Origin of the sequence: Tychonema sp. LEGE 07196, assembly GCF_963890365.1 — a bacterium.
GTDB lineage: Bacteria > Cyanobacteriota > Cyanobacteriia > Cyanobacteriales > Microcoleaceae > Microcoleus.
The window spans coordinates 24,829-36,327 of sequence record NZ_CAWPRX010000212.1 but is presented as its reverse complement, the minus strand read 5'-3'; the positions used below and the strand labels follow the sequence as shown (position 1 = coordinate 36,327).

Genomic DNA, 11,499 nt, shown 5'->3' with positions numbered 1-11,499 from the left:
AGGGAGTAAGAAATTCACAAATGATTTAGGATTACTATATATACTGCGCGTCGCCGGCTGTGCGGTGCAAGTTGTGAAAAATTATGCTTCAGGTAGAGGTCAGAATTATTAATAATAAATCTAAATAATAAATGTAAAAAGTGATCGAGGGCGATCCCACGCGCTCAATTCATTTTTTAAATTCATAAATCTATGGCGCCTATCTATGCAGGAGAAGACTTTCCCCGACAAGTCGCGCATAACCTGCGTTCTTTTGAACCCGATGTCGTGACTGTTCGACAAGCAGGAAACGCTAGAATATTCGATCGAGGATGTATTAGCGCATTTGCGATCGTTGAAAATCGGGCTGTTTTGATTGTCAACCGGCGCGATTTCTTTCAATTGCACAAGCTGGAACCTAAGCGCTGGGGTATTGTTCGCTGCACGCGAAATAACGGTATTGCTAGACAGACTGCTAATATGAATGATGCGAGATCTACTGCTGAGACTCTGAGGGGAAAATTGATTCGAGTCGATCGCACAGTCGCCGCCATCTATATCTTAAGTCGATCGGCACACCGTAATGCAAAGCAATGTCAATCCGAAAATTACTGCATCGGTTTGATTGTTTGCTAAAAGCCATCGCCGATATTTCCCGCTGAAAAACCTAGGAAGCGACTAAAACAGGACACTGTGAAATTTGGCAACTATTGGACACACTTGGCTGCTGCGAAACGACTAGCAGTTCGTGAGGATACCGGGGACGCGGGTCATTTTCTAACCAGATGGGCGGTACCATCATCACTTCATAGTAAGCGATCGTATGCAAAACCCCTGGCTGCGACTTCAACTCCACTGTCAAGCCCGCTCTGTACTCAAATGCTTCTTCCCAATCTAAGTTTTCATTCATATCCATATTCATATCCATAGCGATCGCGCCTCTTTTCTTGTTTCGTTTCTCTATTGTAGGGCCGTACATAAAACATTTGGTACTTTCTGTTGTTTTTGATACATTTTTTAACTTTTATGTTATATCCCTGACAATTTACCAGAGATGAACAATTGTCAATAAGTAAATAGGCTGATTTTGCCGGCTGGTGACAAGCCAGCCCAAAAGCTAGGCTTGACAAGGGTTTGAGTTGATATGTCTCAAAAATGTCGGGTGTGCGATCGAACCGCCCCAATATTTATGACAAAAAATCAGATAATTTAAAGCAATGAAATCCTAACGCTCGAACCTATTTTGGTAAGTAAATTTAGTGTTTTATCAATCAATAAACTCGGCATTTTTTAATAAATCCGGTTTCTGTATGAGTGAAAAATTTACTAATTTAAGCTCAAATCAACAACAGATCGCCTTGAAGTCAACACTAGGATATCTAATTCGTCCCCTGCATTTAAATTGTTAGATTCCCAAATTAATATCTGAACTAGATCCTATACATTTAAACATCTATTAAAGACAGTTGAATAAAGCTTTTATCCACTTGTTCTAGTCTCACCTCTTCCAGAGAAACATTAACATCAGAATCTTCAATATACCGAGCAAGACAACGAGCGACATACTCAGCAAGTTTAACAGGCACAGCATTACCAATTAACTGTTCGAGAGCGGTTTTAGAACCTTGAAATAAAAAATTATCGGGAAAAGTTTGTATATAACTTCTTTCAATAGTAGTTAAAGGACGTACATTTGATGAGACCAAAGCTGAATCACCCGGATGAGGTTGATAAGTCTTGGAAATCGGTCTGTTAACTCCTCTAACTGTTGGGCTAGGCTCGTCAATACTAAACACGCCACGCCTTTGATAACTTCTCGGATGTCTGTAATAATGATCGATATTTAAAGCCTTACCTATACTATTAAAATATTGCCTGATAGTCATAGGCTCACTTGCCAGATTATTTTCCAAATAAGGCTCTATCTTTTTATCTTCCCCATCCAGTTCGCCGATCCAAAAAACTCTTTTTCTATTTTGAGGAACACCACATAAACTAGCCCGAAGTATTTTTTCACTGAGGCCGTAGTTAGCAGATTTAAATATTTTTTTAGCTTCTTGATATTTCGTGCTTTTTACAAATCTATCTACATTTTCCATGATAAAAAATCTCGGCTTTACAAACGCAACAATCTCAGCAAAAGAAATAGTTAAATCTGCTCTACCTAGATTTTCATCTCTTTTTCCCGCACTCGAAAAATCTTGACAGGGTGGGCCTCCAGCTATGATGTCTGGATTAAACTTTTTAATAATGTCAAACTGGCCTTGAAGATTGCTCAGGTCAATCAAAAATGCTTGGTGTTTAAAGTTTTGCTGATAAACATTAATAGCTAACTCCCAGTTGTCAAAACCAGCAATCACATCAAAACCAGCGTTTTGAATTCCGAGTGACAACCCACCACAGCCTGAAAAAAGATCTACAACTGTAAGATTTTTTGGTTTAGTTTCCATTTTGGTTTTTAACATATTCACGGCTCTAATTAAATAATTCTGGATTGCTGAGAAGAGCAGCATCAAGTCGTCTTTCAGGACTGAGAAAGTTTTGTCCACCACCAAGAACAATATTTCTGATCTCATTTTTTTTAATTCTAGGACTTGTCAGTTCTGCACAAGCCATATATTGATTGGTGTTAGCACCGTTTAGTGCAAATGCCTTATCAGTTTGAGCATTGTAGGAAAGTGCTTTCATAATATCTGCATGAGGAATTCTACCCTCAAGGGCAAAATCAAGAAGCATTCTTGACAGCCAAATAACAGACCTTGCATACCGATCTATTTCTTGCTTTTTAATCAAAGCATCCCTTGCTGCATTAAAGAAAAGTCTTGTGAATGCGAAATCGCTCCAGACAAAGACATCCAAACAATTTTCGTGCAGTTTCGCTGTTCTTCCAATTGTTTTCCAAACTGGTTGCAAAACAAATGGTCCTTGTAAGCCTAATACTGACATTAAAAGCCGATATATATCACTTACCAAATCTAAAATGTAACCTCTAATATTTTTTTCATCCCACCAAGATGACACTCTGCGAACAGAACTAGGATCTAAATAGTTAAGTAATATTTCTGGGGAATGCTTAAATTTGTATGCAATTCCTAGTGCCAGATAAACAAGAGTAGTAGGTCTAACAACGATTTCACAGCCGTACTTATTTTCTGCCAACTTGTAAGTTGAATTATCAGGTAATGCCGTGAGCTTGACTTCTAAGCTGTGCAAACAGGCAGTTCCTGTACTTTTGTTAAGTGTTACTAGATCCATTCTTGGCATTTTACCCGTAACAACTGTTCTGTAGGGTGTAAAGTCGGTTTCAAAAGCAAAGAAAAGTTCAGATGAAAATGGATTTAACCCAAAAATAGAAGACACATCTATTTTTTCATGTTTAATGCGAGCATTTGCATCTAAAATCAAGTAGACTGGCTTCAAGCATTTGCTAGCCATGTAGCAAGATAAAGATACGGGAAAAGCATTGTTAAATTTATTCTTTCCCAAACTTTCCTGTTTAGAAAAATCTCGATTAGAGCGTCCCTTTTCTAATCCAAATAGACCGGGTTCTACGCCCAATAAACTAGGTTTAATTATCATACGGAATGTTTTGCGACAGAAAATTATCCACTACGGAACTGCGATAGGAAGAGGGTTCGATCTAGTCACAACATTATATCTAACCTAAGTCCCCAAAAAGTATTACCCGTGACTACAACGGTTCAATTCCTCGACTGCCAATGATTGTGTCTAATAGGTCACTACCAATAACTTTGCGGTAATGTCTGCGAATATCTTAGGCTTCTAACTAAGCGTTAACTCCAAAATGCGGGACGAACAAGTAAAAATACCGCATATTTTGTGTCTTGTCAAGTTATAAGCTAGAAAATTATCAAAATTTTACCGCTCGCTGGATCGCACTCTACACCCAATAACCTGTAAGTTTCTGATGGATATTTTTCCAATATATTCCCAAAGTTGACTCGTATTTTTTGAGGGTAAAATTCGATGATAATATGGAGCGATCGCCCAAACAGCTCTTTGTTGAAAAACTCCGATCGCCCTACGACACTCTAACCCAATTTTAAGGACTGAAGTCCTTACTACAAACCTAAATTTTTGCAGTATTTTACCAACAAAAAAACCGGGCGGGCACGGGGCACAGCCCCTACACCGTCCGGGTTTCTCGATGAGTGAAAACTCAACTAACTTGACTTAGTTGCTTTCTTCGTCTTTGTCGCAGTCGTCGCCTTCTTAGCAGTGGTTTTCTTCGCAGTCGTCGTCTTCTTCGCAGTGGTTTTCTTCGCCGCAGTCTTCTCAGTTGCAGTTTCCGACTTCGCCGCAGTCTTACTAGACTTCTTCGACTTGCTAGATTTGCCGCCGCCCGCTGCTTCCTTCGCTGCTAATAATTCCAGTGCTCTTTGTAAGGTGAAATTCTCCACAGATTCATCCTTAGCTAAAGACGCATTGATATCCCCGTGTTTCACGTAAGGGCCGTAGCGGCCGTCGTAAACATTGATGGCTTCTCCCGACTCTGGATGCGCGCCCAATTCCTTCAAAGGTGTCGCTGATTTGCTGCCACGCACGGCTTTCGGCTGCGATAATAACTCTAATGCCCGATCGATCTCGATCGTCAAAACATCATCCGGCGGCTTGATCGATCGATAATCCTTACCAACCTTACCCTGGTCGTGCACAACATAAGGCCCGTACATCCCCAAATTAGCCTGCACCTTCGCCCCCGTATCCGGGTGAGTCCCCAACAACCGAGGTAAAGTCAACAAACTCACCGCCATATCAACCGTCACGCTATCCTTATCAGTCCCCTTCGGTAAAGAAGAACGCTTCGGTTTCTTGTTCGTTTCCGAAACATCCCCCAACTGAACGTAGGGGCCGTAATTGCCAACCAACACATAAATCGGTTCCCCAGTGTCCGGGTGAAGACCCAATTTTTCCGGGCCTTCCGTCTTTTGCTTTAACAGAAACTCCACTTTTTCCGGGTCTAAATCAGCCGGAGTCAAATCTTGCGGAATCGATGCTTTCACCGGGCCTTCTTCGCTTTCAGCTTCCAGGTAAGCGCCGTATTTGCCGATGCAAACTTTCGCCGCAATATTCTCCAATACCACAGTTCGGGCAACTTTCGCGTCAATCTGACTTTCCTGTTCCTTAACTTGGGTAGCAAGTCCCATTTCCCCGATATAAAACTTTTGCAAATACGGCAGCCATTTCGCCTCACCGGTGGCAATTTCATCGAGGGTTTGTTCCATGCGCGAAGTAAAACCGGTGTCTACTAAGTCGGGGAAATGCGTTTCTAATAAAGTAGTGACGGCGAAAGCAGTAAAGGTCGGAATCAGGGCGTTAGCTATTAATTTCGCGTATCCCCGATCGACAATTGTACCGATAATACTCGCATAGGTACTCGGACGGCCCACACCTTCGCTTTCCAACATTTTAACGAGTGAAGCCTCCGTATAGCGGGCGGGAGGTTGAGTTTCGTGACCAACTGCTTCTACATCTTTGCAATTAAGTTTATCCCCCACCTTCAGCGCCGGCAAAATCACCTCTTGGTCTTCCAAAGCCGCATCCGGGTCGTCGGAACCTTCCACGTAAGCCCGCAAAAAGCCGGGAAAATCAATGCGTTTGCCGCTGGAACGGAAACCGGCATCTTCTACCTGAGTTAATACAGTAACGTGAGTTTGGCGGGAATCTGCCATTTGAGAAGCCACAGTCCGCTTCCAAATTAAATCGTAGAGGCGGAAGTCCACGCCATCCAATCCCGTTTGCTGCGGAGTCCGAAAAGTGCTGCCGGCCGGGCGGATAGCTTCGTGGGCTTCCTGGGCACCTTTGCTTTTGGTCGTGTATTTGCGCGGTTGCGGGCTGAGGTATTCGCTGCCGTAAAGTTCTTGCACACAACTGCGGGCGGCCGTAATCGCCTGTTCGGACAAATGCACCGAATCCGTCCGCATATAGGTGATAAAACCGCGTTCGTAGAGACTTTGGGCGATTCGCATAGTTTCCCGCGCACCCAGCCTCAGCTTGCGGTTAGCCTCCTGCTGCAAAGTCGAGGTCGTAAACGGCGGCGACGGTTTGCGGGTGACTGGCCGTTCTTCAATATTGCCAACCGTCCAGGGTTTGTTTTGAATGCGCGAGAGTAAAGCCCTGGCTTGGTCTTCGTTGAGCAAAAGTACGCGGCGGCCGGAGATAATTTGTCCGGTATTTTCATCAAAATCGCTGCCGTTGGCAACTTTCACATTCCCAACTGTCACGAGTTTGGCATCGAAGGCACCCCCCTGTCCCCCCTTACCAAGGGGGGGATTGTCCGAAGCCCCCCCCTTACCAAGGGGGGGGTTGGGGGGAGTCAAAACGGCTTTCAAATCCCAGTAGCTGCCTTGGCGGAAGGCGCGGCGTTCCCGTTCCCGGCGTACCAACAGCCTGACTGCGACTGACTGGACTCGCCCTGCTGACAAACCCCAGGCGATTTTTTTCCACAGTAGCGGAGAGAGGGTGTAGCCGACGAGTCGATCGAGAATTCGGCGAGTTTCCTGGGCCTGTACAACCCGATTGTCGATATCGCGGCAGTGAGTCAAAGCGTCGCGGATGGCTTCGCGGGTGATTTCGTGAAATACCATCCGCTTGATGGGGACTTTGGGTTTGAGGATTTGCAGCAAATGCCAGGAAATGCTTTCGCCTTCTCGGTCTTCGTCAGTGGCTAGAATCAGTTCTGTTGCGTCTTTGAGGGCGTCTTTGAGTTCTTTAACAATTTTCTTTTTATCTTTCGGGATGACGTAAAGCGGTTCAAAGTCTGCCTCCACGTTGACGCCTAGTTGCGCCCATTTTTCTCCTTTAACGGCTTCTGGTATTTCTTCGGCGGAGGATGGGAGGTCGCGGACGTGGCCCATAGATGCCTCTACACGGTAGGTGGAGGGCAGGAAGTTGCGAATGGTACGGGCTTTGGTGGGAGATTCGACGATGACTAAAGTTGACATGGCATCTTTTTATATATGGATGGTGGCGCAGTTAGAGTGTCTAATTTACAGAGTGTAGGTCGGATGTCAAGGCCTATGGGTACTTTAGGGGGTTATTTTCAAACTACCTTAATTTTTAAGTTATTGCCGATCGGGTTGCAGGTGACAAGCTGATGGGATTTTACTGCAGTCGGCGCAGAGGCTGGGAAACCTTGTCTCTGCAAGATGCACGGGGATGTCATGACTGACTGTAGCAGAATTGCAGGTAACTGGATGCTGAGACTGTTGGATGCGGGCGGATGGTTCCTCAATTTTAGATTTTAAGTTTTAGATTTTAGATTGGGATAGATTTGATGGTTTCCCTGCAAAAAGACTAGAAGCGCGATCGACTATTTGACCGATTGGCGATCGCACTCGCCAGCTAACATCAGAATATTGTGGGACTAATTTTTGATACGATTTTGGGAACGCCTTACAAATTTGCGTAAATTTTCGATTGATAATTCAACCGCAGATGTGAGGCACATACACACAGATGCAACGCAGATATTTTCATTCCGAGGAAAGCGATTGAGTGCCCGCAGTCATATCTAACGAACTCTCCGACTCTTAACGAGAGTGAAATCCAAACTCAGATGCTCCCTATTTGTCGATCGCGTGAAGTGATTTTTTATGACATTAGAAGAACTACAGCTCAAGCTAGCAGATATCAATAACTTGGTCGCTAGTTTTCAAACATCCGCAGTTTTAGATAAATATTACTCCGAAGATATTGTGATGATTGAAGGTGACGGAACTGTTACCAAGGGTAAAGAAGCGTGCCGTCAAGGGAGAGCATATTTTTTTAATGAGATGTTGGTGGAATTTAGAGAATCAAAATTAATTAGTCAAGACATTGCTGTGGCGGCCGAAAAAGATTATGATTTTGTAGTAATCGCCAATTGGTATAATGATTTCACGATTAAAATAGACGGTCAAATAATTGACACGAAGAGCAACCAGCTTTCTATTGGATATTGGAAGGACGGTTTAGTGGTAAAAGAAAGTTATAACTATCCAGTGGTTTCCGTGATTTAGCGATCGCCTCTTTCGCAAAACTGCAGATGTCTGCCAAAGAGGCGATAGTTTGTGCGCGACAGCAAAGCTGCAACAATTTTTAGATGCAAACAAGCCATGATAAATTTACGCCCCGCTACCCCCGCAGATTTAAATTTATTGCGACGCTGGGACGAGCAACCTCACATAATTGTCTCAGATCCGAACGATGACTGGCACTGGGAGATAGAACTCGATCGCACTCCCGACTGGAGAGAGCAATTGATTGCTGAAATCGATAATCGCCCGATCGGATTTATCCAGATTATCGATCCGGCACGTGAGGACAGTCACTACTGGGGTGATGATGTTGCTGCGAATCTCCGCGCCATTGACATCTGGATCGGAGAGGAGAAAGAATTGAGCAAAGGCTACGGCACACAAATGATGCAGCTTGCACTCGCTCGATGTTTCGCCGACTCTGCCGTGACGGCTGTACTGATCGATCCGCTTGCGAACAATACCCGCGCCCACCGTTTCTACGAACGTTTTGGTTTCCAATTTGTGGAACCGCGACGGTTTGGCAACGATGACTGCTTTGTTTATCGCCTCACCCGAGCAGATTGGGAGAATCAAAGGGCGATCGCATCGCGGTAAAGACAGTTAGCTCAATAACCTGCTCTGGTACAGGAGCATCGCACCAGAAAAGAGGCTTTATGGCAATTCCTCACCAGTCGCTTTTGATATTGAAACTTTTCGCGGTACTGGGCTGCGGCCTGATAGCCGGAGTCTTTTTCGCCTTCTCAACCTTCGTGATGAACGCCCTTGGCCGACTTCCGCCGGCGCAGGGGATTGCGGCCATGCAATCGATCAATATTGCAGTCATCAATCCATTGTTTATGACGGCGCTTTTCGGAACGGCTGCGGCTTGCATTTTTCTGGCTTTCTCCTCATTCAAGTGGCATCAACCAAGTGCTATCTATTTGTCGATCGGTAGCTTGTTGTATCTCGTCGGTACGGTGGGAGTGACGATCGCCTGTAATGTACCGCTGAACGATGCGCTGGCAAAAGTCGATCCAGGCAGTGCTGAGGGCGCGAGGCTGTGGGCCAGCTACCTTGTTAACTGGACAATCTGGAATCACATTCGATCGGCAGCAGCGCTAGCGGCATCAGCAGCCTTGGCTATCGCCCTCCGTTACCCCTGAAAAAGCGACACTCAGCCCGTTGCAGGTTGCATACCTTTCCTGCTTTCTGTTCAGAGTCGATCGCCAATCAATCCTAAACGCCTTACGTTGCCTCGGTGTCAAGGGGTGAAGCGAAAAAAATTTGCCCGATCGGCCGCAATGGCGATTTTTCCGCAGTGCGATCGCTTTTGCGGCCGACTCCCCGCCGACTCAACAGCAACAAACACCCGCCCAACTAAGCTGGCAAAGCTGTAATCCGCTACAATCGGTGTTTGGTAAAGAATTTTTACGAATTCGCTGCCCTTTACAGCCATTTCGGCTTGTACTAACCAACCTGCGTGAAAATATGGATTTTGCTACTCTTGCCGCCCAGCTAAATGCTGGAACTATCTTGCCGGAGGGAATTATCATCGTCACCCTCCTGGTGGTTCTCGTAGGCGATTTAATCGTAGGCCGCAGTTCCTCTAGTTGGACTCCCTACGTGGCCGTTGCGGGTTTGCTGGCCGCCGTTGCTGCTTTGTGTTTGCAGTGGGACAACGTTAATACGATCTCGTTTCTGGGCGGTTTTAACAGCGATGCCTTGAGTTTGGTATTTCGCGGAATTATCGCTTTGACGACGGCTGTCACTATTTTGATATCCGTCCGCTACGTACTGCAAACGGGTACTGCTTTAGCGGAATTTATCTGCATTTTGCTCAGCGCTACTTTGGGGGGAATGTTCCTTTCCGGCGCTAATGAATTGGTGATGATTTTTATTTCGTTGGAAACTCTGAGTATCTCGTCTTATTTGTTGACGGGTTACACAAAACGCGACCCGCGTTCCAATGAAGCTGCTTTGAAATATTTGTTAATTGGTGCATCTTCTTCGGCGGTGTTTCTCTACGGTATTTCGCTGCTGTACGGGTTGTCTGGCGGCCAAACTACGCTAAATGCGATCGCGGCCAACCTTTCTACTGTTAATGACGGTCAATCTCTCGGTTTGGTAATTGCTTTGGTTTTTGCGATCGCCGGCATCGCCTTCAAAATCTCCGCAGTTCCCTTCCACCAATGGACACCCGACGTTTACGAAGGTTCTCCCACACCAGTTGTCGCCTTCCTTTCCGTCGGTTCCAAAGCCGCCGGTTTTGCCCTAGCAATCCGCTTGTTAACAACAGCTTTCCCCGCACTTACGCTGCAGTGGCAATTCATATTCACAGCCTTAGCCATACTCAGCATGGTGTTGGGTAATGTAGTTGCCCTCGCCCAGACTAGCATGAAGCGGCTTTTGGCTTATTCGTCGATCGCCCAAGCCGGTTTTGTAATGATTGGTTTGATTGCAGGAACCGAAGCCGGTTACTCCAGCATGATATTTTATCTGTTGATCTACCTGTTTATGAACCTAGGCGCATTCGCCTGCATCATCCTCTTCTCCCTGCGGACAGGAACCGACCAAATCAGCGAATACTCGGGCTTGTATCAAAAAGACCCGCTGCTAACTTTAGCATTAAGTATTTGCCTGCTTTCTCTCGGCGGAATTCCCCCTCTAGCAGGATTCTTCGGCAAAATCTATCTGTTCTGGGCTGGCTGGCAAGCTGGACTTTACGGCTTAGTTATCCTGGGATTAATTACCAGCGTAATTTCAATTTACTACTACATCCGCGTCGTCAAAATGATGGTAGTAAAAGAGCCTCAAGAAATGTCGGATGCGGTTAAAAACTATCCCGAAGTTCGCTGGAACCTTCAGGGAATGCGGCCTTTGCAAGTCAGCGTCGTACTTACCTTGGTTGCGACAACATTGGCTGGAATTTTGTCTAATCCTTTGTTTAACTTAGCAAACGATTCTGTCACAAAAACTCCCATATTGCAATCGGCAATTAATCAGGTTGTACCGACTTATGCTGTGAAAGTTGAATCAAATCTCTTGTCTCGCAACAGCGATTAATTATAGCGCAATAGGGTTCACTTAACATATTTATGCCCCGGAGATTTCTTGCAGCATCCCCCGGATAGTCGGGGGACGCCAGAGGGCATTCTTGTCCCCCCTTTTTAAGGGGGTTATATCAAATCCTCTCTTCATCGGAATAGTAAATTAACTGTTGACAGTTAACAGTTAACAGTTAACAGTTAAATCATGTATGAGTGCAACCGGAATTGATATTAGGAGGAATCTATCTTCAGTGAACCGTATTGAATTATAGCGGGATTTTCAAGAGTGGAAAGCGCCTAACTTTTTCAAGTTGGGCGTTTTTTTGATTTGTGCCAATTTCTACGCCTGTTTTGTCGGCTTATAGCAATTTTATAAAGTAGCGCTACATATCACCATCTCCCAACCTCATCGATGCTTTGAGGGCGCTAGGAGGGGAACATCTGGTATTTTG

General features: G+C 45.2%; 10 protein-coding genes. 5 read left to right on the top strand and 5 right to left on the bottom strand.

The window, feature by feature from the left end:
- The first annotated feature begins 192 nt into the window (after window positions 1-192).
- Window positions 193-615, top strand: coding sequence for a DUF5615 family PIN-like protein (locus tag AACV78_RS26715; protein WP_194010427.1), 423 nt, complete (start codon window positions 193-195; stop codon window positions 613-615).
- A gap of 31 nt (window positions 616-646) precedes the next feature.
- Here the strand turns inward: AACV78_RS26715 and AACV78_RS26710 are convergent, their stop codons facing one another.
- The 4 genes from AACV78_RS26710 to topA form a co-directional block, all read right to left on the bottom strand.
- Window positions 647-958 carry a hypothetical protein gene (locus AACV78_RS26710; protein WP_228042491.1) on the bottom strand — a complete coding sequence of 104 codons (312 nt, stop codon included), beginning with the start codon at window positions 956-958 and terminating at the stop codon, window positions 647-649.
- A gap of 466 nt (window positions 959-1,424) precedes the next feature.
- A complete protein-coding gene (locus AACV78_RS26705) occupies window positions 1,425-2,444 on the bottom strand; it encodes a DNA cytosine methyltransferase (protein ID WP_194010426.1) in 1,020 nt (339 codons plus the stop codon).
- A gap of 10 nt (window positions 2,445-2,454) precedes the next feature.
- Window positions 2,455-3,558 carry a HindVP family restriction endonuclease gene (locus AACV78_RS26700; RefSeq protein WP_194010425.1) on the bottom strand — a complete coding sequence of 368 codons (1,104 nt, stop codon included), beginning with the start codon at window positions 3,556-3,558 and terminating at the stop codon, window positions 2,455-2,457.
- Between the two features lie 605 nt (window positions 3,559-4,163).
- Window positions 4,164-6,944, bottom strand: coding sequence for a type I DNA topoisomerase (gene topA / locus AACV78_RS26695; protein WP_194010424.1), 2,781 nt, complete (start codon window positions 6,942-6,944; stop codon window positions 4,164-4,166).
- Window positions 6,945-7,595: 651 nt separating this feature from the next.
- On the opposite strand from topA, the gene AACV78_RS26690 reads away from it, so the two are divergent.
- The 3 genes from AACV78_RS26690 to AACV78_RS26680 all read left to right on the top strand — a co-directional run bounded on the left by AACV78_RS26690 (window position 7,596) and on the right by AACV78_RS26680 (window position 9,163).
- The gene (locus AACV78_RS26690; RefSeq protein ID WP_194010423.1) at window positions 7,596-8,000 is read left to right on the top strand and encodes a hypothetical protein; all 405 of its coding nucleotides are present in this window, start codon (window positions 7,596-7,598) and stop codon (window positions 7,998-8,000) included.
- 96 nt (window positions 8,001-8,096) lie between these two features.
- Window positions 8,097-8,615, top strand: a complete 519-nt coding sequence (locus AACV78_RS26685) for a GNAT family N-acetyltransferase (RefSeq protein ID WP_194010422.1) — start codon at window positions 8,097-8,099, stop codon at window positions 8,613-8,615.
- Between the two features lie 203 nt (window positions 8,616-8,818).
- Window positions 8,819-9,163: an anthrone oxygenase family protein gene (locus AACV78_RS26680; RefSeq protein ID WP_339383802.1), complete on the top strand. Its 345-nt coding sequence runs from the start codon at window positions 8,819-8,821 to the stop codon at window positions 9,161-9,163.
- Window positions 9,164-9,261: 98 nt separating this feature from the next.
- Here AACV78_RS26680 and AACV78_RS26675 read toward each other — a convergent pair whose 3' ends face one another.
- Window positions 9,262-9,456, bottom strand: a complete 195-nt coding sequence (locus AACV78_RS26675; RefSeq protein ID WP_194010421.1) for a hypothetical protein — start codon at window positions 9,454-9,456, stop codon at window positions 9,262-9,264.
- Window positions 9,457-9,488: 32 nt separating this feature from the next.
- Between AACV78_RS26675 and AACV78_RS26670 the strand changes: the two genes are divergently transcribed.
- Window positions 9,489-11,063 carry an NAD(P)H-quinone oxidoreductase subunit N gene (locus AACV78_RS26670; RefSeq protein ID WP_194010420.1) on the top strand — a complete coding sequence of 525 codons (1,575 nt, stop codon included), beginning with the start codon at window positions 9,489-9,491 and terminating at the stop codon, window positions 11,061-11,063.
- The last annotated feature ends 436 nt before the right edge of the window (window positions 11,064-11,499 follow it).

What these genes read in the sequence shown, in the direction of transcription:
- AACV78_RS26715 (WP_194010427.1), top strand. Translation starts at nt 193, where the DNA reads ATGGCGCCTATCTATGCAGGAGAAGACTTTCCCCGACAAGTCGCGCAT.
- AACV78_RS26710 (WP_228042491.1), bottom strand. Translation starts at nt 958, where the DNA reads ATGTACGGCCCTACAATAGAGAAACGAAACAAGAAAAGAGGCGCGATC.
- AACV78_RS26705 (WP_194010426.1), bottom strand. Translation starts at nt 2,444, where the DNA reads ATGTTAAAAACCAAAATGGAAACTAAACCAAAAAATCTTACAGTTGTA.
- AACV78_RS26700 (WP_194010425.1), bottom strand. Translation starts at nt 3,558, where the DNA reads ATGATAATTAAACCTAGTTTATTGGGCGTAGAACCCGGTCTATTTGGA.
- topA (WP_194010424.1), bottom strand. Translation starts at nt 6,944, where the DNA reads ATGTCAACTTTAGTCATCGTCGAATCTCCCACCAAAGCCCGTACCATT.
- AACV78_RS26690 (WP_194010423.1), top strand. Translation starts at nt 7,596, where the DNA reads ATGACATTAGAAGAACTACAGCTCAAGCTAGCAGATATCAATAACTTG.
- AACV78_RS26685 (WP_194010422.1), top strand. Translation starts at nt 8,097, where the DNA reads ATGATAAATTTACGCCCCGCTACCCCCGCAGATTTAAATTTATTGCGA.
- AACV78_RS26680 (WP_339383802.1), top strand. Translation starts at nt 8,819, where the DNA reads ATGCAATCGATCAATATTGCAGTCATCAATCCATTGTTTATGACGGCG.
- AACV78_RS26675 (WP_194010421.1), bottom strand. Translation starts at nt 9,456, where the DNA reads ATGGCTGTAAAGGGCAGCGAATTCGTAAAAATTCTTTACCAAACACCG.
- AACV78_RS26670 (WP_194010420.1), top strand. Translation starts at nt 9,489, where the DNA reads ATGGATTTTGCTACTCTTGCCGCCCAGCTAAATGCTGGAACTATCTTG.